The sequence below is a fragment of the Pontibacter toksunensis genome, assembly GCF_042686245.1.
Lineage (GTDB): Bacteria > Bacteroidota > Bacteroidia > Cytophagales > Hymenobacteraceae > Pontibacter > Pontibacter toksunensis.
On record NZ_JBHUOX010000002.1, the window covers coordinates 459,740 to 483,801 of the forward strand.

General features: G+C 50.3%; 15 protein-coding genes. 6 read left to right on the top strand and 9 right to left on the bottom strand.

Annotation, left to right across the window (positions count from 1 at the left end):
• Positions 1–21 precede the first annotated feature (21 nt).
• The 9 genes from ACFS7Z_RS04755 to ACFS7Z_RS04795 all read right to left on the bottom strand — a co-directional run bounded on the left by ACFS7Z_RS04755 (position 22) and on the right by ACFS7Z_RS04795 (position 17,131).
• On the bottom strand, positions 22–864 hold the full coding sequence (locus tag ACFS7Z_RS04755) for a formylglycine-generating enzyme family protein (RefSeq protein ID WP_377481699.1): 843 nt from the start codon (positions 862–864) through the stop codon (positions 22–24).
• Positions 865–874: 10 nt separating this feature from the next.
• Positions 875–3,205, bottom strand: a complete 2,331-nt coding sequence (locus ACFS7Z_RS04760; RefSeq protein WP_377481702.1) for a DUF7133 domain-containing protein — start codon at positions 3,203–3,205, stop codon at positions 875–877.
• Between the two features lie 70 nt (positions 3,206–3,275).
• The gene (gene bglX / locus ACFS7Z_RS04765; protein ID WP_377481704.1) at positions 3,276–5,639 is read right to left on the bottom strand and encodes a beta-glucosidase BglX; all 2,364 of its coding nucleotides are present in this window, start codon (positions 5,637–5,639) and stop codon (positions 3,276–3,278) included.
• 17 nt (positions 5,640–5,656) lie between these two features.
• Positions 5,657–6,328 (bottom strand): SGNH/GDSL hydrolase family protein, encoded by a 672-nt coding sequence (locus tag ACFS7Z_RS04770; RefSeq protein WP_377481707.1) that lies wholly within the window; start codon positions 6,326–6,328, stop codon positions 5,657–5,659.
• A gap of 61 nt (positions 6,329–6,389) precedes the next feature.
• On the bottom strand, positions 6,390–7,772 hold the full coding sequence (locus ACFS7Z_RS04775) for a glucoamylase family protein (RefSeq protein WP_377481710.1): 1,383 nt from the start codon (positions 7,770–7,772) through the stop codon (positions 6,390–6,392).
• A gap of 30 nt (positions 7,773–7,802) precedes the next feature.
• Positions 7,803–9,431, bottom strand: coding sequence for a glucoamylase family protein (locus tag ACFS7Z_RS04780; RefSeq protein ID WP_377481713.1), 1,629 nt, complete (start codon positions 9,429–9,431; stop codon positions 7,803–7,805).
• 70 nt (positions 9,432–9,501) lie between these two features.
• A complete protein-coding gene (locus ACFS7Z_RS04785) occupies positions 9,502–10,968 on the bottom strand; it encodes a RagB/SusD family nutrient uptake outer membrane protein (RefSeq protein ID WP_377481715.1) in 1,467 nt (488 codons plus the stop codon).
• A 20-nt stretch (positions 10,969–10,988) separates the two neighbouring features.
• Positions 10,989–13,955 carry a SusC/RagA family TonB-linked outer membrane protein gene (locus tag ACFS7Z_RS04790; protein WP_377481717.1) on the bottom strand — a complete coding sequence of 989 codons (2,967 nt, stop codon included), beginning with the start codon at positions 13,953–13,955 and terminating at the stop codon, positions 10,989–10,991.
• Positions 13,956–14,230: 275 nt separating this feature from the next.
• Positions 14,231–17,131 (bottom strand): triple tyrosine motif-containing protein, encoded by a 2,901-nt coding sequence (locus tag ACFS7Z_RS04795; protein WP_377481720.1) that lies wholly within the window; start codon positions 17,129–17,131, stop codon positions 14,231–14,233.
• 395 nt (positions 17,132–17,526) lie between these two features.
• Between ACFS7Z_RS04795 and ACFS7Z_RS04800 the strand changes: the two genes are divergently transcribed.
• The 6 genes from ACFS7Z_RS04800 to ACFS7Z_RS27415 form a co-directional block, all read left to right on the top strand.
• Positions 17,527–18,342: an SDR family oxidoreductase gene (locus tag ACFS7Z_RS04800; RefSeq protein ID WP_377481722.1), complete on the top strand. Its 816-nt coding sequence runs from the start codon at positions 17,527–17,529 to the stop codon at positions 18,340–18,342.
• Between the two features lie 159 nt (positions 18,343–18,501).
• On the top strand, positions 18,502–18,939 hold the full coding sequence (locus tag ACFS7Z_RS04805; protein ID WP_377481725.1) for an HYC_CC_PP family protein: 438 nt from the start codon (positions 18,502–18,504) through the stop codon (positions 18,937–18,939).
• A gap of 166 nt (positions 18,940–19,105) precedes the next feature.
• Positions 19,106–20,395: an efflux RND transporter permease subunit gene (locus tag ACFS7Z_RS04810; RefSeq protein WP_377481728.1), complete on the top strand. Its 1,290-nt coding sequence runs from the start codon at positions 19,106–19,108 to the stop codon at positions 20,393–20,395.
• Between the two features lie 121 nt (positions 20,396–20,516).
• Positions 20,517–22,415 carry an efflux RND transporter permease subunit gene (locus ACFS7Z_RS04815; RefSeq protein WP_377481731.1) on the top strand — a complete coding sequence of 633 codons (1,899 nt, stop codon included), beginning with the start codon at positions 20,517–20,519 and terminating at the stop codon, positions 22,413–22,415.
• A gap of 130 nt (positions 22,416–22,545) precedes the next feature.
• Complete coding sequence (locus ACFS7Z_RS04820) at positions 22,546–23,706, top strand: TolC family protein (RefSeq protein ID WP_377481733.1); 1,161 nt, start codon at positions 22,546–22,548, stop codon at positions 23,704–23,706.
• Positions 23,707–23,854: 148 nt separating this feature from the next.
• Positions 23,855–24,062: transposase-like zinc-binding domain-containing protein (locus ACFS7Z_RS27415; RefSeq protein WP_377491869.1), on the top strand; the 208-nt coding region annotated here is incomplete at its 3' end.

The following is a 24,062-nucleotide window of genomic DNA, read 5'->3' on the forward strand; positions in this document are numbered from 1 at the left end:
CTCATTTTAGCAGGTTTATACCTATTTTCTGGCTTCCATCACCACGCGGAAGCCAACATCGAACCCATTCCCAGGGCCAGCGGCGTGCGTCATATAGGTGGCGTTTTTGGCATCGCCCGTAAAGGAAGCTCCTTTGAGTACATGTTGCTCTCCTGAACGTGGCGGTACCGGATCGGCAAAGATCTCCTCGTTGTAGTAATCCTGCACCCACTCCCACACATTCCCCAGCATATCATATACCCCCCAGGCGTTCGGCTCCTTCTGCCCGATGGCACTGGTAGTGGTTCCACCTAACACAGCCATCGTACGTGCCTCCCCCCACGGAATGTCATCTTCTGCTCCTGCCCGGGCAGCATATTCCCACTCGAATTCCGTTGGCAGGCGGTAAGTGTATTGTTTGTCCAGCTTATTCAGCTTTTTAATAAATGCCTGTGCCTCCTTCCATGTCACATTCTCCACAGGGTGCTGCCTGGAGTCTCCCTCTACTTTGCCGCCCTGGAAGAAGGACGGGTTGCTGCCCATTACCTTCTTCCACTGTTCCTGCGTTACTTCATACTTGCCGATGTAATATGGATGCTCTATACTTACCTTAAAACCTGGCATAGAAGCATCTTCGGCCATTTTCTCTGCTACCTTATAAGCCGATCTAGGCAACACCTTTCTGGCCTTACCATCGGGATCTTCTTTTGGCGGCACATAGGCGCTTACCGTAGGCTGGTACTTCCCTACCACCATGCTGCCCGGCTTTATCAGCACAAATTCCATCCCGATGTTGTTTTTCACTGTCGCCTCCTGGGCCAGGAGCTCCTTTTCAGATGAAACAAAGAGCAACAGCAGCAGGAAGTATGTTAGTTTTCTATTCATGAACGCTGCTTTATTGTTCTACCCAGTTACGTTGTGTATTGCGATACCCTTTGTGAACCTCCAGATACTGCATGGTGGCTCCACCAGGAATCAGTTTTATTCGCTCCCGCACCTGCTTCACCTCTTCCGGTTTTATCACAGAGGCATTATTGCCCAAGTCGCTGCTGTTGCGCACATAGCTGAGCACTGCGGCAATCCATTCATCGCTCTGGCCTGCCATGGAGGGCATTATGTCCGGGTATTCTTTGCCATCTATAGGCCCTTTCAGTCCGTGCAGCATGATCTCTATAGGCATTATTCTGTCGGTGCCCTGCAAGCGTGGCGAACCGGCAAGCGGCGGAGCTGGCATCTGGCCTCCGCCCAACTGCCTTCCCTTACCATCCGGACCGTGGCAGGTGGCGCAAAGCTGCTTGTAGATAACGGCTCCTTTCGTGATAAGCACTCTATCTTCGGGGCTGATGTTCTTGATCCGCTCCTGCTCTGCTGCTCTCTTCTCACGCGTATCTATAAATGATTTATAAGAAGCCTGCATCACTTCATTCTGCGGGTTGGCTGCCAACAGCGCCTTCACAGTTTCCTGGGCCTTACCTGTCTCATTCCCGCGCAAAGACAGCATCAGCTGAATACGCACATCCGGGCTTGGGTCATTCTGCATCGCACTGAGCTTCTCTATCACCTCCCTATCATTTTTACTGATATACATTTCGCTCATCCAAACCGCCGTCTTCCTGATGTCGGGGTCAGCGTCGTTCAATGCCTGGAACAAAAGGTCTTTCTCCATGGCATCCATCCCCTCCAGTGTCCACATGGCATGGATTCGGGTAATATCGTTCGGCTTTTCTTTTAGCGTTGCCTGCTGCCCCAGGGCAATTTCCTTTAGCGCCGGAATAACAGATTTATCATTGCGCAATACCAGCAGTTGCTGGGCATTGTCACGCCACCAGCCGTTGGGGTGCGCCAGGTAAGTAACCAACTTGCTGCTCGGCTCATTCAGCATTTGGGGGCGCTGCGGGTCACGCTTAAAATCTTCGTGCACTACCCGGTAGATGCGCCCCATCCCGCGGTTCTTATACAACTCTTTTTCCTTTATGATGTTGCCCAGGTACGTACCCGGCCCCGACCATTCGCTTTCCTGAATGATGCCATGGTACATATCCACAATGTAAAAGGTGCCATCCGGGCCGGTATAGGTATTTATCGGTCGGAAGTTCATATCGGCAGAGGCCAGCCAGTCTTTCTCCTGATACACATTCTGAATTTGTATTTTGCCATCCAGATTTACTATCTCCCCCCGCTTGATGATGTGGCCCACCGGCTCCGGTATAAAATAATCGCCCTTCATATGGGCAGGCATGCGGTGCCCGCGGAAGATGGACTGGCCGGCACCAGCGGTGAAGTGGCTAAGCGTGTTGTCTTCCGGACGAAGGGCTTTTTCGCCTCCCTGCGCATCAAGCGTTCCGATAATGGGCCATGGCACTGCAAAATCAGGCGTATACTGGTCTTTAAAGTTCAGGGCGCCATAAGCAGGCATCTGCTCTATCTGCACGGCAGGTAAACCCGGGCCAGCCTCCGAAAAGTAAAGCCGGCCGTAATCGTCGGTGGTAATTCCCCATTGCCCTGTCATGTTATCAACAATGGTATCTGCCACCAGCATACCATCCTTGTACTTGTACCGCAGGTTATCGCGGGTAGGGTAAATCCAGTTATCGTGGTTCCACAGCAGTCCTCCGTTCTGGTGCTCGAGGTTGCGGAGGTCGATTTGATCATTTTTGAACACTATTTTCTTTTCATCTGCTTTTCCATCTCCATCCGTGTCGCGGTAGCTCCATATATGGCGCAGATTCGTTTCCTGCACCAGCAACTGGTCCCCCACGGGCAGCACCGCGCGGGGCAACACCAGGCTATCGATGAAGATGGTGGATTTGTCTATTTTGCCATCCCAGTCGGTGTCCTCCAGCAGCTTGATCCTGCTGGTTGGCTGAAACTGCTCCGTGCCCTCAATGTCTTTCATGTAGGTGTTCATCTCGGCCACGTACAACCTGCCGTTTGCATCCCAGGCCATTGCCACTGGTTCCTGCACCATGGGCTCACTGGCTACCAGTTCAACCCTGTAACCTGGCGGGAGCACTATTTTACTCATGCTTTCCTCCGGCGACAAGGGCGTGGAAGGTGGATCTTTGTCCACTACCACTCTTTCAAAATCTTTCTCTACAGATTGGGCTACCGGCTGCTCTGGCGTGTTCTTCCTGTTACAGCCAAGTCCAGCAAACAGAAAAAGGAAGACAATGCCGAAGGCCAATCGTTTATGATAAGGGTTACTATAGGTATAGCTGGAATTCATGATGTCATCTTTAAGGGTTAATATACTTTTGATCATTACAACATGCCCTGAAGCCGGGCCGCTGCTCTTACTATTGGTTTACCTGAAGCGTAAAACCTGCCTCCTTCACATCGCGGGAGTTCGTGCCGACATATACTTTAAATTCGCCTGGCTCATACACATACTCGAGTTCCCTGTTATAGAATTTCAGGTCTTCAACGGTAATTGGGAAAGTGACGGTTTTGCTCTCTCCCTTTTTCAGGGAAACCGTCCGGAAGTTCTTCAGCTCTTTTACGGGCCTTGTTACCGACCCCGCCAAATCCTGGATATAAAGCTGCGCTACTTCTTCGCCGTCGTAATTCCCGGTGTTACGGATGGTCACACTCACTTCTAACGTTTCACCTGGTGTCATGGTATTCTGGCTGAGCTTTGGCTGGGAGTACTCGAAGGTAGTATAGCTCAGGCCGTACCCAAACGGGTACAGCGGCTCGTTCGGCACATCGAGGTAACGGGACTTGTATTTATCCAGCTTTTCTCCTCCATAGGGGCGGCCAGTATTTTTATAGCTATAGTAGATGGGTACCTGGCCTACTTCCACTGGGAAAGTGGCGGTCAGTTTGCCGGAAGGGTTATAGACGCCGAAGAGCATATCCGCGATGGCGTTGCCGGCCTGTGTGCCGCCAAACCAGGTTTCGAGTATTGCATCCGCATTTTCATCTTCCCACTGCAGCGCCAGCGGACGGCCGTTCATCAGCACCAGTACCAGCGGCTTTCCTGTTTTCTTCAGCGCCTTCAGCAGTTCCTGCTGCTGGCCCGGCAAGGTAATGTCTGCCCTGCTGGCCGCTTCTCCGCTCATCCCCTGCGACTCCCCGACAACAGCCACAATCACGCCTGCGCTTTTGGCTACCTTCACAGCTTCGGATACCATCTGCTCCGGGGAGCGCGGGTCTATCTGCAGTTCGCCACCATGGGCATTCAGGCGCTCGAGCATCTGGGCGTCATCTGTAATATTTGCTCCCTTGGCATACACCACTTTAACCTTATTCCCCGCCACATTTCTTATTCCCTGCTCCATCGACACAGCCTGCTTCCAGTCGCCGGCACCACTCCAGTTGCCTATCATGTCGCGTTGGCTCGTAGCCAGTGGGCCAATTAGGGCAATGGTTCCGGACTGTTTCAGCGGCAAGGTCTGGTTCCGGTTTTTCAGGAGTACCATGCTTTCACGGGCTATGTCGCGGGCGGCCTCTATAAACTCAGGTTTCATGATGGTGTTCGTTGCGCGCTGCTCATCTACATACCTGTAAGGGTCTTCGAACAATCCTAGCTTATACTTTGCTTCCAGCACGCGGCGGCAGGCGGCGTTTATCTCTTCCGTGGTTACGGTACCTTCTTTTACCTGCTGCCCCAGGTGCTTTAAGAACACCTCTCCTACCATGTCCATGTCTACTCCTGCTTTTAGCGCCAGGGCACCCACATGCGCCTCTGTGCCGAGACCATGCGGCACCAGTTCGTTGATAGCAGTATAGTCTGTTACCACGAAACCATCGAAGCCCCACTTCTCGCGCAGCAACTCTGTCATCAGCCACCTGTTGGCAGTGGCGGGCACTCCGTTTATTTCGTTGAAGGCCGTCATCACACTACCTGCACCGGCATCTATCGCGGCTTTATAAGGCGGCAGAAAGTTCTGGTACATGTTGAGCAGACTCATGTCTACGGTATTATAATCCCGACCTGCCTCGGCAGCGCCATAAAGGGCAAAGTGCTTCACACAGGCCATCACGGTATTCTCTTTAGCCAGGTCCTCGCCCTGGTAGCCCCGCACCATTGCCCGGGCCACCTGAGAACCGTACCAGGTATCTTCGCCGGCACCTTCTGCTACACGCCCCCAGCGCGGGTCCCGCGAAATGTCCACCATCGGTGAAAACACCCAGTTCAGGCCATCTGCACTGGCCTCTTCCGCTGCAATACGGGCGCTTTTCTCAATCAGTCCCATGTCCCAGGTGGCAGACAGGCCCAGCGGAATCGGGAAGATAGTGCGGTGCCCATGAATAACATCGTATCCGAATAAAAGCGGGATGTGCAGCCGGGTGTGCTTTACCGCCATCTCCTGCAGCTTTCTGGCCGCTACAGGCGTGAAGGTATTGAAAACACCGCCCACATTGCCTTTCCGGATATTTTCTTCCACGTTCTGGCTTACAACCGGCCCTGTCACATCAAAGCCTACCGCTACCAGGTTCAGTTGGCCAATCTTTTCCTCCAGCGTCATCTTCGCCATCAGTTCACTGATAAACCGGTCCATCTCCGGATCAGTGGACCCGCTTGCTGCCTGGGCTGAGCTCTGAGCAGAGTCTGAAGTCGTCATCGTAGTGGCAGTAGCTGTGTCCTGCTGCGTGATGTTTCCTGAACAACTCATACAAAGCAGGAGAACGATGGCGGTATGCAAGATGCGCTTCATGTAGTAGTTCCGGTTTTTTATTTCAGTAGGTATGGCGAAATGGCTTTCTGCCAGATCTGGTAGCCATTGTTGTTCATGTGCAAACTATCCTGGAGGAAGATGTCAGACTTGGGCTTTCTGTTCCTGTCCAGCATCAGCGGGTATACATTAATAAAACTGGTTCTGGGCTGCGTTTTAAGGTAAGCCCGGATAAGCCTGTTCGCCTCTTCCATGGTGGCTTTATGTTGCCAGCGCGACGGGCTTGGCTTGATAGATACAAAGGATATCTGGACCTGCGGCATTTCCTTCCTGATAGATTCAAAAACATCTTGGAAACGCGTGAGCACTTCCTGGGCATGCACTGTGCCAGGGGCGATATCGTTCTCGCCGGAGTAAATGACGATTTGCTTTGGCTGGTATGGCAGCACAATGTCGTTCAGGTAGTGCTTCAGGTCCAGCAGGTTAGATCCTCCGAATCCGCGGTTGATGACTTCACGGCTGGGGAACATCTCCTGCATGTTTTCCCACATTCTAAAGGAGGAACTCCCCACAAACAGGATAGCATCTTTGGGCGGCATCTGCACACTGTCCTGCTGCTTAAACTCCTGTATCTCATTCCAGAACGGCGGGTTGTTTTCCTGTGCTTGTGCAGCGCTGAAGCAGCAAAGGGTAAGTAACAGCAGGAGCGAAATTATGTTGGCTGATTTCATTTTTAAGTAGTGGTGTGTATGTTTTATATCAGGGTATTCTCTTTTCCGGTGCTTTTGGTTCTTATTTTAGCTGCGGACTCTCAAACCCCAGCTTTTTCAGGCCGGCCTGCACCTCCGGGGCACTCATAAACAAGTCCCAGAGCATACCAGTGCGGCCGTTCTCGATCATTACCGGTATTGGCCCTTGGTCTATACCCAGGTAACGTGGCGTGTACCAGTCTTTTTCCTCTGAGAAAGCATCGTAGAATCCGTACTCGCCCCACAGTTTATCGCCCATGTCTTCATACAGGTGGCGGATAACATTCATGGATTCCTGGGGTGCGTAAGGATAAGAAGAAAGGGCAGCGGTAGGCGCAATCACCCCCAGGTCATGCTTGGGGCTGTGTCCGGCGTAACCCTCCGGTGAGTAGCTGGAGGTCAGGCCCCAGGTGTCTTCTCCGTAGCCTTCAAAGTCTTTCGGATTGTCCAGGGCATACTCGTACTGAATCATGGTGTGGTTTTGGTTGAGTTTCCAGTAATCGGCATACTTGTCCTTCAGTCCGCGTGGGTCCAGCCCCAGGTAGGAATAGTGTGCCCAGAACATCGGCCCCACTGTTCCTTCGTGGCCGTTATGGCTCAGCACCACCTCACGGCCGTACGCGGTAGCATCAGACATTATTTTACCGTTCTGTGCCCAGCCCTCGTGGTATACTTCGGCAGGCACCCCATGGGTAGGGGAAGCAGCGGCCAGCACGTACATGATAAGGGCTTCGTTGTAACCGGTCACCGGGAAATTCATTTCCCAGGCATAGTTCGGGCTCCAGTGCCAGTACAGCACGTTCTGACCATCCTTGCGGTACCAGTCCCACTCCACTTCTCGCCAAAGTTTATCTATTTGCGCGGCCAGCGCCTGCTCCTGTGCATTGCCGTTCTGCAGGTACTGCCGTACAGTCAGCAGCCCCTGCACCAGGAAGGACGTCTCCACCAGGTCACCACCATTGTCCTTTTGCCCGAACGGTTTCACTTTGCCGGCTTCACCCTCAATCCAATGCGGCCAGGCACCATGGAAGCGATCAGCCTTTTCAAGGTAGTTCACCATTTTCTGCAGGCGTTGCACTCCTTCCTCTCTTGCAATGAAGCCTCGCTCTATCCCTACCAATATAGCCATCAACCCAAAACCGGTAGCACCCGTTGTCACTACATTGCGGTCGTTTGAGGGATAGACATTGTCCATGTGGATGCGCTCCCGTGTCAGGCCAGACGTAGGCTCTGCCCCGTCCCAGAAGTACTGGAAGGTGTTTTTCTGCACGAGTGTCAGGAGTTCATCGTCACTGAGCTTATCATCTTCTGTAGCTGTAACGGTTGCAGTAGCCGTAGCAGTTGTTGTCTCTGTTTCTGCAGGATTCTGGCAGCCAACTGTGTAAAACATCGATACTACCACCAGCAGGTATATTTTAAATTTCATAACGTCTATTTTACTTGAAGCGCTCTTCTGCTAGTGCAGAAAAACTTTTAATTCTTTTGATGTACTCTGGTTAGTTAATCTCAAAGTATATTCTCCCGGAACCGCCTCAGCACCGAAATTTACCTGGTGCAGCCCTATAGTTTGGGCTTCGTCTTTCCAGATATCTTCGGCAAGGGTACCATCTTTTTTCAGGAGCGAAAGCGTATAAGATGCTGCATTATCTGTTGCCACCGCTACCCTGTAGGCCTCCAGATCCGGGTGTTTCAGCAGGTCTACCCATTCTGTCCGGATATCAGATACTGCCAGTGGAAACCCTTCTTCGTATTCTGGCTCCCGAATATTCGCCTTTGCCAACCCCGCCTGTATCTCCGGCAGATCCGTGAACAGGTCCCAGAGCAGGCCGCTCCGGTAGTTCTCGATCATGGCTACAATCGGCCCCTGGTCTATGGCCAGATGGTCTGTTGCCGTCCAGTTTCGGGCTTTGTTATGGGCATCTTTCAGGCCATACTCCCCAATGAGCTTTGCACCAAGCGAATTATAAAAGTAGCGCAGCGCCTGCATGCTGTAGTATGGTGTGTAAGGAAAAGAGGACAAGGCTGCCGTAGGCGCTACTGTACCGTTGTCATTCCCTGGGTGATGCGCGGCATAACCATCCGGATCGTCAGAGGCGGTCAGGCCCCAGAAGCCTTCAGAGTAGCCATAGGTGGCCGGTGCAGATAAAAGACTATAGCCCCTGTTTATTAATGTGTGGTTCAGGTTTTGCAGCCAATAGTTAGTATAGCTATCCTGCATCCGCCGCGGGTCGAGCCCCAGAAAAGAATAATGCGCGAAGAAAAGCGGACCGCCATACCCCGGACCAAGCTTTAAAGTATAGCCACTATAGTTCCTTGCATCGCCAAAACCCGGCTGCACCCAGGAGTTCTGGTAAACATCCGGTGAAATAGGGTGCGTAGGAGAAGAAAGGGCAGGTATGTAAGTGATAAGTGCCTCGTTCCACCCCCGAATGGGCATGTTCATCTCCCAGCCAGAGGTGGGGCTCCAGTGCCAGTATAACTGGTTGTCGCCACGCGAGGCATACCAATCCCATTCTACCGTTTCCCAGAGTTCGGTTATCTTTTGCCTGAGAGCAACCTCTGCTGCACCTGCCCCACTAAAATACTCTCTGGCAGTAAGCAAGCCATTTATAAGGAAAGACGTTTCCACAAGGTCACCACCGTTGTCTTTGGCGCTGAAGGGGATGGCACGGCCGGTATTGCCGTTGAGCCAATGGCTCCAGGCGCCATGGAAGCGGTCTGCCTTTGCCAGAAAATCTACTAGTTTATTTAGCCTCTCAACAGCTTCCTGCCGGGTAATCCAACCGCGGTGTACTGCTACAACTATAGCCTGTACTCCAAATCCTGTGCCCCCGCTGGTAACCACATCGCCGGAACCTGTCCGCTCCCGCGCCATGCCGGACGCTGGGTGGGCATAGTCCCAGAAGTACCTGAAGGTGCTTTGTTGCACTTTATCCAGGAGTTCTTTGTCGGCGGCTGTAGAAGTGGGTGTGGGTAAAGCAGGTTCTATCGGGGCCGGTGCTGGTCGCGTTTCCTTGTCCTCCTTGCAGGACAACAGCGCACACAGCAGCAGGATACAGCAAAGCCATAGCTGTTTGTAATTCATCAGCAAGTCTAATACCTTTTAAAAGAAGAAGCATGAAGCCTCTCCGGGCTGCATGCTTCTGTAGATTTAATTAATAGCCGGGGTTTTGGGTAAGGGTACCTCCGCTAAGCGTGATCTGCTGCTGCGGGATTGGCATCACCTCATTTATGCCTGCTTTGAACGCTTTGCCATGCGCACGCAGCACCTCGTCTGCCCTGCCCTGCCGCACCAGGTCAAAGAAACGGTCGCCGTTTTCCAAGGCTAGCTCCACACGTCGCTCGTGCCAGATAATGTTTCTCAGTTCCTCCTGGGTGGCAGACTCAATTGGCTCCAAACCGGCGCGCATACGCACCATATTCAAGGTCTCAAGTGCTTCCTCAGTTTGCCCCAGTTCATTGGCTGCCTCTGCATGCATCAGCAACACCTCTGCAAAGCGCAGGATCCTGATGTTCTGATTTGAGCCACTGCCACAGTCTACGTTAAGCCTTGCCGGAGCGTACGCCTTCTGGTTATAACGGGGGTTAGGAGCACTAGCTAAAACTGAATCTCCTGCTGGTGTTACCTCACCCCGGAATAGGATGGTCGCATCCATACGCTCATCTCCTTCTTCAAAAGCTTCCACAAGGTCTTGGGTTGGCTCCACAAAGCCCCAGCCATACTGCCCCCTTACGCCCTGCACCTCACCCCACTGGCTGCTGCCTGCAGCACAGTTTCCGGGAATAGACTGGACCTGAATTTCGAAGATGGATTCTGCGTTGTTCTCACCGGCAATTGTGAAGATATCGGCATATTCTGGTGTCAGCATATACCCCATGCTCATTACCTGCTCTGTGAGACTCAGCACTTCAGCCCAGTTTTCCTGGTAAAGTTGCACTTTCGCCAACAGGGTAAGAGCAGCGCCTTTGGTTGCACGGCCAACATTAGCAGCATCATACCGTACTGGCAGTACTTCAGCAGCTTCTCTCAGGTCTTGGATAATAAAGTCATACACTTCTTCTCTGGAGGCCCTGGCAGGATTCAGTTCTTCCGGGGTTTCGGGTAGTTTGGAAACTATCGGCACCCCGCCAAAAGCTCTTACCAGATTAAAGTAGTGGTAGGCTCTGAAAAACTTAGCTTCAGCAAGCAAACGAGCCTTCAGCGACTCGTCCATTTCTATTTCAGGCACGTTTGTCAGTACCTGGTTTACGAGGTTAATGCCTTGGTACTGTCCTACCCAATAACCGTTCAGTTGCCCCTCTGTTGCGGTGAGCGAAAAGTTATCGAAATTATTCATGAATACGGCGTCAGTAGCAGCACTTCCTTTTTCAGCATTGTCGGAGGAGATGGTGGTGATAGCCAGGAAAGCAAAGGCAATATTGTTCCACTCACGCAGATTGCCATAAAAGGAGTTCACGGCTTCAATAGCGTGTTCTTGCGTCACAAAGAAATCCTCACTTACAGCCTGTCCCTGCGGTTCCACATCCAGAAAAGATTCGTCACAGGCATTTAAGCCGCCCAAGGCAAGGGCACAGACCAATACTATAGACCTGCGTTTTGTGTTGTGAAATATATTTTTCATAATCAGCATATTCTGTTCCATTAAAAAGTTACGTTCACTCCCAAGTTGTAGGTAGCCGATAGCGGGTACACATTATTATCAAGACCAGCGCTGAGCGGGCTGCCTCCTATCTCCGGCGAGAATCCATTGTAATCAAATAAAGTAACTGGGTTCTGTGCGTTCAAAAAAATACGGGCACTCTGCATTCTCCATTCATTTACCAGGTCAGTAGGGAGATTATAACCTAACTGCAGGTTCCTGATCCGGATGTAATCACCCTTCTCAACGTACCAGCTGTTTATGTTCAGGTTTGAGCCTGACAGGTCTGCAGACGGATAGGTATTGGAAGTACCTGGCCCGAGCCAGCGGTTCTCGAAGAAATCTGCATCGTAGTTCTCGTTACCGAACCGAATGTTCCGGTTGGCATTGTATATATCCACATCCGCCACACCCTGGATGTCTAACTGCAGGTCAAAACCCATAAACCTAAATCCGGTGTTAATACCGTAGTAGTAGCCCGGGTTCGGGTTTCCCAATACAACTTTGTCTCCTGCGTCGATAACACCATCTCCGTTCTGGTCTCTGAACATAAAGTCTCCCGGCTCTGCAAGAGGTTGAGCAGAACCTTCCACATCTGCCTCAGTTTGGAAAATACCGTCTACCACGTACCCATAGAAAGAACCTATCGGATCGCCAACACGGGATACAGACGCCAGGTTACCGTCTACCACACCGCCTGCAAATAGCTCCGTGTTTCCTGTGGCAAGCTCAGTTACTTCATTTCTGTTGGTAGAGAAATTAATCCCGATGTCGTAGCTGAAATCTGTTCCAACTTCATCTTGCCAATTCATCACAAATTCAAATCCAGTGTTTCGGAAGTCGGCATAGTTGCCTCTGATGAAGCTGTTCGAAGTACCCAGCGTTCCGAGTACCGGTGCATCGAAAATGGCATCTTTGGTTTCCTTATTATACCAATCCGCTTCCACTGTTAAACGGAAGTTCAGGAAAGCCATCTCTACTCCTATGTCGGTCTCGTTCACTACCTCCCAGAGGAGGGTTGGGGGCACGAGCGTTGTAATGTTTCTTCCCAGGTAAGGTATACCGCCAAAAATGGCAGAATACCGTGGGTTGTTATTAACGGTCTGAGTGAAGATGTTCGTTGGGATACCCTCATTTCCTAATTTACCCCAGCTGGCTCTCAGTTTCAGATTGTTCAGGATGGTTTGGGTGCTCATAAAGGGCTCTTCTGTTACTATCCAGCCTACACCAATGGACGGGAAGTAATCCCATCGCTCGTCTGCCGGAAACTTTGAAGACGCATCGTAGCGTAGTGTACCCGTAAACAGGTAGCGGTTTTTAAAACTATAGTTCAAACGTCCGAAATACGACAGGAAAGAAAACTTGTCGCCAGTGTTACTGATGGAGAAAGTCTCCGGGTCTCCCAGACTCAGGTATAAATTACCCTCTGATTCAAAAGGAACGTCGCTGGCAGAACCGGAAAAAGCCTCTGAACGATTTTCCTGGGCAGAGGTACCCAGCAGCGCTGTCACCTCATGGTCGCCAAAGGTATTGTCATAGGTTAGCGTGTTCTCTACAAGCCAGCTGGACATTTTACTCCTTGATTTTGTCAGCCTGCTTCGCAGCGCTTTCTGTACCGTCGTCAGCGAGTCTTCTGAGACGTAATTACGGAACTCGTTAATGCCATAGTTAAGACCCAGGCTGGAGCGGAAAGTAAAATTCTCTAAAAACTTCACCTCCCCAAACACATTGCTAGTCAGTTGCTGTCCACCCGACTCCTGATTAAACCAATCTAGCGAGGCCTGCGGGTTGGCAAAGTTACCCACGTCTATATCAGCTGGGTCGCCGTAAAACCCATTCAGTTTGTAAACGCGCATAATCGGAGGCGCAACATATGCCTGATAAAAAATACCGCCCGGAATATCCTCGGAAGCATAGTTATAAAAGATACCGCTGTAACCTACCTTTACATTTTCGCTTATGTTTATATCGGTTTGCAGGCGTGCCGTTATTCTTTCATATTCATGACCTTCGACAATACCTTCCTGATTTAGGTAGCCCGCGCTGGCACTATAAGTGGCTTTCTCACTACCCCCTGACACGGATACCTGGTGATTGTGGATTTTAGCGGTGCGCAATATCTGCTCAAACCAGTCCGTAGAAGGGGTATTAGGGTCTATATTATTCAACTCTGACCTTTCATTCAAAAGTGTGGCATACTGCCGGGCATTAGCCATCTCAAGTTGATTCGTAACACGCTGCACCCCTACAAAACCATTATAATTCACACGCATCTGCCCAGCTGTTCCACGCTTGGTAGTAACCAGCACCACTCCGTTGGCAGCTCTGACTCCGTAGATGGCTGCACTGGAGGCGTCCTTTAAGACCTCTATTGATTCAATATCCGCCGGATTCAGAAAGTTCAGGTCATCCACAAAGGTACCATCAACTACATAAAGCGGCTCCACCTTGCCATAAGCTGAGCCCGTACCGCGAATACGCACCTGCGGTGAGGCGCCTGGTGCCCCGGAATTTGTTATCTGTACGCCAGCCACCTTGCCCTGCATCGCACTTACAGGATTTTGAGAAGCTTGGCGGGCAATTTCTTCCCCTTCCACAGAACTAATGGAACCGGTTATATCCCGCTTTTCCTGCACCCCATATCCAACTACCACAACCTCCTCTAACTGCTGCTGGTTTACAGCCAGCTGTACATTCAAAGATGTGTTGTTATTAATAGGCACCTGTTTGTCATTATACCCTAGATAAGAGATAACCAGGGTGCCTTCTGGCGGAGCTGCAAGTGTAAAGTTACCTTCGGCATCCGTTTGTGTTCCTGTAGTGGTTCCCTGCACCGCCACACCTGCTCCTATCAGCGGCTGACCACTGGTAGCATCAGTCACCTTCCCTTGCACCGTAATTGTACTCTGGGCAAAGAGCAGGTTCACTGAGAGCAGACACATCATGAGTAGTAAAAGATTTTTCATCATACGTTGTAAATAGAGTTAAACAGTTTTAGACCGGACATTCAAAGCTCATGAGAAATTTGTACCCCACAAAAAAGAACACCACTACATTACCCCATCATGCAGTATATTTTTAAAGCGGAAGGTTAGTAAGCACCCATCTTGCCGGGAATAAGTACTTCAGGCTGTATATGTATACGTTGAGCATAATCCGGAGATAAACTCAGTTAGGTAAAAAAAAGGCCCTATATCTGAATACAGGGCCTTTTGAGTGGTAATGATGTGGTAATAGAGAGGTGTTACAGCTCCATAAAGAACTCCACCAGGTTCTTGTCATGCTCCATATTGAGTTTCTTCCGTAGCCGGTACCGGCGTAGCTCCACACTTTTCACGGTGATGTTTAACAGGGAAGCAATCTCTTTGCTGCTCATGTTCATTCGAAGGTAAGCACAAAGCTTGAGGTCGTTTGGTGTTAGCTCCGGGTGCCCTTCTTTGAGTTTCATGAAGTAGTTCTCATTTGCCTCGTTAAAGCTGTGCTCAAAGATATCCCAGTCGTGCTGGTCGCTCATGCCTTCGGTAATGATGCTTTGTATTTTCCGAAGTTTCTTAGCGGGCAACCTGTTTCCGTTGGCGTCCTGCAGGGTGTTCACCTCATTGCTGATGTTCTGCAGCAGTTCGTTCTTACACACAATATGAAGCGCTGTGCTGGCCAGTTCCCTGCTCTTGCCTGCCAGTTCTGCGCGAAGCTGTTCGTTACGCAGCTTCACAATTTTCTGCTCGTTCAGGAGCGCCTCCTGCCGCAGGTGCTCCTGCTTCTCCTCTTCCAGCTTTTGCTGTATCCGCTCCTTGTCCTGCTGCAGCTTTTTGTAGTACAGTTTGCGAAGCAGCAGCGCCAGCAGCACAGCCATTACAGCATATATCAGGTAAGCCCACCAGGTAGCATACCAGGGTGGCAAAACACTGAAGTTGTAAGCGGTGATGCCCGTTGTTGCTTCGTCGTTGATGCGGGCCCGCACCAGAAAGCGGTAGTCTCCGGGCGCTAGGTTGGTAAACTCTTTTTGAGTACTGTTACTCCAGGCAGCCCACTGGTTAGAGTACCCTTCCAGAAAAAACTGAAACTCTACCTTAGCCTGCCTGTAATACGGTAGCGCAAACACAAACCGTAGGTTGTTTTGCCTGTACGGCAGCTGCGCCAGCCTGCTTTGGCTGCCGTTCTCACTCATCAGCTTTATGGTGTCTGTTGTGTTTTCCACTTTCCGGATTAGAACAGATGGCCTTGTGGCACTTTGCAGGTTTTTGGCTGCAGTGTTATAGATCACAAAGCCATCGTCGATGCTGATGAGAAAATTAGTGGCGCTAATCCTGCTTATGCTCTCATAATCCTGCACCATGCGTCCCCCCAGTATGTTGAATGGGTGAGCGTGTATAACAGGCTTTTCCGGATTCCCGAGGTTGACGAGCGCTGCTTTGCCCTCGTATATAAACCAGTAGCTTTTATCTGTCGCTCTTATGATTCTTTTAGAGGAGGCCAGGGAGCCAAGCTTCTTGTTCAGCTGCCGATAAGGACCGAACCTGTTGTTCAGGGGTTCATATACATAAAAACCAGACTCAGAAGAGAAAACGAGTTCATTGTAGAGCCTTGAGATGTGCAACTTGTAGTTGCCTGGCAAACCATGACTACTGTCATAGCTGATTGTTGCGGTAACGCTCTTTAGGTCATTGCTCAGGTTTAACTTATAGAGGCCTTTGTAGGCATGGCTTACCCAGATATTCCCCAGGTTGTCCTGCTCCACGTTACGGGAAGGTTCTCCAAAACCCTGCACCTTGTGTGAAAACGCCCATTGTCCATTTTTGTCCTTCCTGTAAAACACTAGGCCGGTGTATGTTCCCTGAATCAGCCAGCCAGGGTCTGACTGAAGCTTTTTAATTGTCCAGCCACCATTTACACCGGAGATTTTCTCTAATCGGTCGCCCTCTACACGAAAAGTACCCTCGTTATGGCCACAGAGCAGTTCACCGTCCATCAGCGACAGGTCCCACACCTGCCCCTGCGAACCCTCTATTATTTTAAAGTCGAGGGTATGGGACAGGTACGCATTGCCTGCCGACCATGAACTGTAGAACAGACCCTGGTTTGTGCCGAGGTAAATTTTGCCATTGTGTACGATGCTGGAATAAACTGTACCGAATGCACCGGTCTTGTCAAAGTAAAAGTACAGGGGAGAGTTGATTTCGATACGGTCAATGCCGTTATCCAGGCCAACCCACAGGTTTTGCCCATCTTCAGTATAAAGGTTCAGCACGGTATTGTTCTGCAGGCCAGTGCTCTTGTTTACCTTGTGCACTAACTTTCCATTCTCATCCAGAATAACGATACCGTTCAAAATGGTGCCGAAAGCAAAATGATGCGCCCCTATCAATGCCCCATTGTTCAACTGGTACGTCTTCAAAAATTTTGATGCCTCATTCAGCCAGGGAGTGAAGTCGTTCCCATCAAAAACAAAGAGCCCGTTTTTGGCTGTGCCAACAAGAAATTTGTCTTGCTTGAAAGGCAGAACAGAGAGAACGCCTGTATGGCCCAGCTTCTGGCTGTTCCGGACATAAAGCAGGCTATCGCCTTGGAGCTCAAAAAGGCCTTTCGAGAGCACTTCTGCAAAATACCTGTCGCCTGCCTTGTGCAGAAACAAGAATGGCTCACTTGCCTGCACTACTTTTATTTTTCCGTCCTGGTAAATAAAGATACTCCCGAACGACTGAAAAATCACGCGGTTGTCTTCCACGTAAATCTTCCATATTTCATCGTTAGGCCGTTCCGAAACTGGAAGCTTCGCTGTTAGAGAGGTGTAACTGAACTTACCTTCTGTGTTATTCGACCAGTAACCAAACTCCCCGAAGCCGCCTACATACACACGGCTCTTGTTATCGGCAGCTACAGATCTCACAATTAACTTGTTTGGCATGGGGTACAGTTGCCAGCTGTTCCCGTCGTAGGCAAGCAACCCCTTTGAATTGCCGTAGTACACTACCCCACTCCGGTCTTTCACAATAGACCAGTTCTGGTTGCCAGCCTGGTATATGGCTTTTGTATAATTTTGAATGTAGGAGAACCCCACATCCTCAACACCATCCGGTTTCGCACGAAAAGCAGTCAGAAGCAGTAACAGGGTGAAAACCAACGAAAATACAAGTCTTACCTTCATCAGGATACTTTTAACCTCTCATTTCCTTCAGAGGGCCAATTTCGAGAAATTTCAAGAGAATCGCATCATGTACTTACCTTAATCGGCAGTAGGAGTAGCCACTGCAACCTAATACAACAACGCTCTGAAGGTCCGTATCAATATAATAAGGGGCGTGTGTACACTTGAAAGATGTTCCTAAACCAGAGCATGATGGATTCCAGCTACAGAGCTAGCACTATTGCGAGACTTGAATGGGCAGAACTGTTACTACTAAACATCAGAGCATGCATGTTGACAGGAAAACAAAGATATTCTGATGCACAACCTCTTCAGTAAATACTGGTATACTGCTAACAGCCTGTATCTATTTTCATAACCACTCGCTAAACAGGCAAATAAAGTGATCGAACATAATGAGTCAAACTGAAAAAAAACGCCTGCAAGGCAAAGTAGCCATCGTAACAGGGTCGAGTTCCGGCATAGGAGAAGGCATCGCCCTGGCGATGGGCCGTGAGGGTGCCCACGTTGTGGTAAACTTCCACTCTGACGAGGAGTCAGCGCAGGCGCTAAAAGGACAGATAGAAGAAGCTGGTAGCAAGGCAGTGGTTGTGCAGGCAGACGTAGGTCAGCCTGAAGACGTGGAGAAGCTAGTCAAAGCAGCAACAGAAAACTTTGGCACCCTTGATATTCTGGTGAGCAACGCAGGTATACAGCGTGACGCGAATTTTCTGGACATGTCTCTGGAAGACTGGAACAAAGTCATCAGCACCAACCTCACCGGAAATTTTTTATGTGCACAGGCAGCGGCTAAGGAGTTTGTGAAGCGAAAGGTGAAGTCGGACGAGCGCACAGCAGCCGGTCATATCATTTTTATCAGTTCTGTGCATGATATTATTCCCTGGGCCGGCCATGTAAACTATGCTACAGCCAAAGGTGGAGTGCAGATGCTGATGAAAACGCTGGCGCAGGAATTGGCAGCCGACAAAATTCGGGTAAACGGAATTTCTCCCGGCGCTATCAAAACCTCGATTAACGAGGATGTCTGGAGTACGGAGAAGGGACGCAAAGATATGCTCTCGCTGATACCATACGGTCGTATAGGAGAACCGGAAGATATAGCGAAAGTGGCAGTCTGGCTGGCGACGGACGAGGCGGATTATATTACCGGTACCACCATTTACGTGGACGGCGGCATGACCCTCTATCCGGCTTTCAGCGACAAAGGATAACCACTATAGATACAAAAACAGAACTATTCACGCCTCCGGTTGTTATACCATCAGCAACAGAGGCTCCTATAGTAGAAAGGATTCTGTAAAACATTTACTTAATTGTGTAACAGGTCTTGCTGATTCTATTATACCTTTGTAGTAAGTATAAAACTAAACATGAAACTGTTCCGCCAGATTATACTGCTTACTCTCACACTGCTGGTGCTCGTCTCCTCGACGGGTATGGCTGTGGGTATGCATATTTGTGGCGGTGAGTTACGTGATATAACTTTATTTGGTGCCACCGCAGATTGCCCGATGGAGCAAAAGCAGCAGAAGAAACTACCTCCTTGCCATGCACCTCAAGATAACGAAACAGATGATGGCCCCTGCTGCGCAGACCATCAGGTAGTAGTTGAGCGTACGGATGCCACATCTGACCATGACACTATTACCATTAGCAAGCCTCTTGATATTAAGTTTGTCGCCGCATTACAGGCTGTGATCCTACAGCTGTATGCTCCTGAGGCGGCTATTCAACCGACTTACGCACTTTACGCATCTCCCCCACTCGCCCGCGACATTCCTGTGCTGGTGCAGTCTTTCCTTCTATAAACCTTAGTTCAGGTGCCGACCTGGCGCACTGTCTTGCTTTGGCTTTACTTGCCGCAAGCAACGGCTTTGCCATGCCTGTCATTTAAGACGCTCTTTCGGCACCACCCTCTAAAGCCACTTTTCTGTGGCTACCATACTTTGTACTCAGGTTTAGAACATCATTTCCATGATTGAGAAACTAATTTCTTTTTCGCTCCGCAACCGCGTGCTTGTGCTGTTGCTGTCGGCTTTTCTGTTTGGCTGGGGCGTGTACTCCGTGCAAACAAATAAAATAGACGCTATTCCTGACTTGTCAGAGAACCAGGTCATTGTTTTTACGGAATGGATGGGCCGCAGCCCGCAAATCATAGAGGATCAGGTAACTTACCCGCTGGTCACGAACCTGCAGGGCCTCCCTGATGTGAAGTATGTACGCGGCACTTCTATGTTCGGCATGAGCTTTATCTACATCATCTTTGAGGATGACACCGATGTATACTGGGCCCGCTCAAGGGTGCTCGAGCGCCTGAACTCTGTCGGCAACATACTGCCAGAAGGGGCCACTCCTACTTTAGGTCCGGACGGAACGGGTGTAGGCCATATTTTATGGTATACCCTCGATGCCCCCGGTATGGACTTAGGGGAGCAACGGGCCGTGCAGGATTGGTACGTGAAGTTTGCCCTCCAAAATGTAGATGGCGTCAGTGAGGTGGCCTCCTTCGGGGGTTTCCAGAAGCAGTACCAGGTTACGGTAGACCCAAACAAACTCACTTATTATAACCTCACTGTTCCGCAGGTGATACAGGCGGTGCGGGCGAATAATAACGAAGCCGGAGGCCGCAAATTCGAGCGCTCCGACATTGGCTACATCATAAAAACCACCGGCTATATAAAATCAGCAGAGGAGATTGAGAATATTGCTGTTACCACAAATAATACTATTCCGGTGCGGATAAGAGACGTGGCCACCGTGCAGATGACAGGTGAAAGCCGCCTGGGTATTTTTGACCTCAATGGTGAAGGAGAAGCTGTGGGCGGCATTGTGGTGATGCGCTACGGGGAGAACGCTGAAGAGGTGATTGAGAATGTGAAGGAGAAAATGGCCGAAGTCTCCAAAGGCTTACCGGAGGGTGTAGATTTTAACATCGTCTACGACCGAAGCGGCCTGATTAATGAAAGTATAGCCTCCGTAAGAAATACATTGATCGAAGAGATGATTGTGGCTGCAGTGGTCGTATTCCTTTTCCTCTTCCACTGGCGCAGTGCCCTTGTTATTATGATTCAGTTGCCGCTGTCTATTGCCATCGGCTTTATCCTGCTCAATGCCTTTGATATCTCTTCCAACATTATGTCCCTGACCGGTATTGCCCTTTCAATCGGTGTGATTGTGGACGATGCCATTGTAATGGTGGAGAACTCTTACCGGCACTTAGCAGACGCAGCAAAAGAGAAGAAATGGATGGAGGAAGAGCTATAGGAAAATCAATATTGTCATTTCGACCAAAGGGAGAAATCTGCTACATGACATCATCAACCAAACAGAACTCTCCTATTCGTCGAGATGACAGTTAGAAAGGTTCTTACAAAATTCAAACAAGATGATCTTAGATAAAGAAACAAGACTCCGAATCATAGAAAAGGCCTCCAAGCAGGTAGGGCCCAGTGTGTTCTGGAGCACGGTGATTGTAATCACCTCCTTCCTGCCGGTGTTTTTGCTGACGGGTCAGGAGGGAAAACTGTTTAGCCCGCTGGCCTGGACGAAAACGTTCATTCTTATAGTGGATGCCATCGTGGCCATCACACTGACGCCGGTGCTCATCTCTTTCTTTCTGAAAGGCAAACTGAAGGAGGACAATGTCAACCCGATTAACAGGGGCATGGAGCGGGTATATGGGCCGCTGCTGAGGTGGTGCCTGAAATGGCGTAAGACAACCATTGGCATCAACGTTCTGGCGCTGCTGGTGGCTATCCCGATGCTGTTTAGCCTCGGCACTGAGTTTATGCCTCCGCTGAACGAAGGTTCTATCCTGTTTATGCCCGTCACGCTGCCGGATGTATCAAACGCCGAAGCGAAGCGCATTCTGCAGGTGCAGGACAAGATAATTAAATCAGTGCCGGAGGTAGACCAGGTATTGGGAAAAGCAGGTCGTGCCAGCACAGCTACCGACAACTCCCCTATTAGCATGATTGAAACCATCATTATGCTGAAACCACAGTCGGAGTGGCGCGAAGGCATAACAAAACAGGATATCGTACAGGAGCTCGACGAGAAACTGCAGATTCCGGGTGTGGTAAACGGCTGGACACAGCCCATCATCAACCGCATCAACATGCTGGCCACCGGTATCCGTACCGATGTGGGTGTGAAGGTGTATGGCCAGAACCTGGATTCTGTTTATGCTGTGTCTGAAAAGGTGAAGTCGGCACTGGAAACGGTGCCGGGCGTGAAGGACCTGTATGTGGAGCCCATCACTGGTGGCAAATATCTTGAGATTGACATCAACAGAGAAGCCCTCGGACGGTATGGCCTGACGGTGGATGATGTGAACATGACGATCGAATCGGCTTTGGGCGGAGCAAGTATTGGCAATACCATCGAAGGCCGGGAGCGCTTCTCCATCAACGTGAGGCTGGCGCAGGAGTACCGCAACAGCATAGAGCGGATTCAGCGCATCCCGCTGCAGACTGGTTCTGCCGGTACTATTCCCTTGTCCTCGGTGGCAGACATAGGGTTTACGGATGGCCCACCGATGATAAATTCTGAGAATGCCCAACTGCGTGGAGCCGTGCTTTTCAATGTCCGGGACCGGGATGTGGGCAGCACGGTAGAAGAGGCGATGGAGCGAATCAATGCGGAAGTGGAGGGTATACCAGAAGGATACTACCTCGAGTGGAGCGGCCAATGGGAAAACCAGGTCCGTGCCACGCAGACGCTTCAGATAATTATTCCGCTGGTGCTGGTTGTCATCTTCCTCATCCTGTACATCTCTTTTAAATCATTCAAAGAGGCATTGCTTAACCTGATTACCATCCCTTTTGCCCTGGTGGGCGGCGTGTTTATCGTGTACTTCTATGGTGTGAATTTATCAGTGGCCGTGGCCGTGGGTTTCATAGCCCTGTTTGGCCTGGCCATCGAAACGGCCATGGTGATGGTGGTTTACCTGAACGAGGCGATGAAAGAGCTGGTGGAAACCAAAGGCAACTCCTCTGAAACGATCACAAAACAGGATATCAGGGACTATGTATTCATGGGAGCCGCCAAGCGTCTTCGTCCTAAAATCATGACGGTGTCGGTAGCCCTGTTCGGTTTAATTCCGGTGCTGTGGGCGACAGGTGTTGGTACCGATGTGATGATACCGATTGTGCTGCCGATGATTGGCGGAGTGTTTACCTCCTCCATACATATTCTGCTGGTAACGCCGGTGGTATTTGAAATGACGAAAGAGTACGAACTGAAGAAACACGGAAAACTGGAGATATACGATGTTAAGCATTAAGAAACATACTTTAACAAAGCCACTTTTGAAGGGTGCAGGGAGATGGTTTACATCTGCTGCTGGCTTATTGCTGTTGCTGTTAGGAAGCACATCTGCCTCAGCCCAGCAACAGCCCCTGTCATTAGACAACATGCTGCAGACGATACAAAGGGATAATCCCATGCTGCAGCAGTACGGTTACCGGGCGAAGGCAATGGATGCTTACGCAGAAGGTGCAACAGGATGGATGGCCCCGATGGTGGGGGCAGGCGTGTTTATGCTGCCCTACCCGGGCCAGGATGTGGAGCGTGATGAGCGGGAAGGTTCTTACATGATCTCTGCAGAGCAGGCAATCCCCAACCCCGCTAAGCAACGTGCCCGGCAGGAGTATATGAACTCCCGGGCCGCCATAGAGCAAGCCAAAGCCGACGCTGTATACAACCAGCTGAAGGCAGAGGCCAAAGCTGCCTATTACAGTTGGGTGGTGCTGGAGAAGAAAATGGATGTGCTGCAGGACAGTGAGCGTATCATGGAGTTTATGCTGAAGCTTGCTCGTATCCGCTACCCTTATAGCCAAGGTAAATTAGGCAGCATCTACAAAGCAGAGGCGCGCCTGCACGAGGTAGAGAACATGCAGCTTATGACGCGAAACGAGATTGCACAGAAAAATGTGCTACTCAACATCCTGATGAACCTGCCTAAAGATCAGTCTTTTAAGATTGACACTGTAACCAGCATACCAGAGCCTGTAGCACTGGCTGTAGATACTGCTTACCTCAACGACAACCGCAGCGATATCCGCCAGCTTGATAGAACTATTCAGTCGATGCGGCTGAACGTGGAGCAGGAGCGACTGGAGCGCAAGCCTGAATTCCGGCTACGTTTTGACCACATGACGCCCCGCAACACAATGATGCCTAACATGTACACTGCAATGGGTATGATGTCTATTCCTATCGCCCCCTGGTCTTCTAAAATGTACAAGGCCAACACAAAAGCGATGAACCTGGAGATTGAGGCTATGCAGCGGGAGCGGGAGGCTATGCTGAATGAGGCACAGGGCATGGTTCGAACGATGGCACTGGAACTGAATGCCAAGCGGGAGCAGGTAGAGAATTATAATAAGAAGATTATACCTGCCCTGAAAAAAAACTACGACGTGACCATGATCGCTTACGAAGAAAACAACGCACAGCTATCCGAGGTGATTGATGCCTGGGAGGCGCTGAACATGGCCCACATGGAGTACCTGAACAACCTGCAGGCGCTCTACCTGCTGGCTGTGGACTATGAACGCGAGATAGAGAAATAAATTTTTAAAACAGAATAACTGATGATAGAATCTGGAAAATAAACCTTCTATCATTCAAAATTCAGTTATTCAAAATTGAAAAAAGGGCTGTGGTCTAGAATGTATGATGTTGGAATAAGTATGGCAGCAAGGGTGTTAGTTGAAAGTTATGTGCGAGATAACTATCCAGGTAAACTGCCCCTACTGCCACAGTATGAAGGTAGTCAAAAACGGCGTAAAGCGCACGGGCAGGCAGAATTTTCTGTGCCGTGCTTGTGGTAAGCAGTTCCAGTGCGTGTACCAGAAGGCAGGCTGCCGGCCGGAGGCCAAACAACTGGTGCTGCGCATGCTGGTGCGAAACTCCGGTATCCGGGACA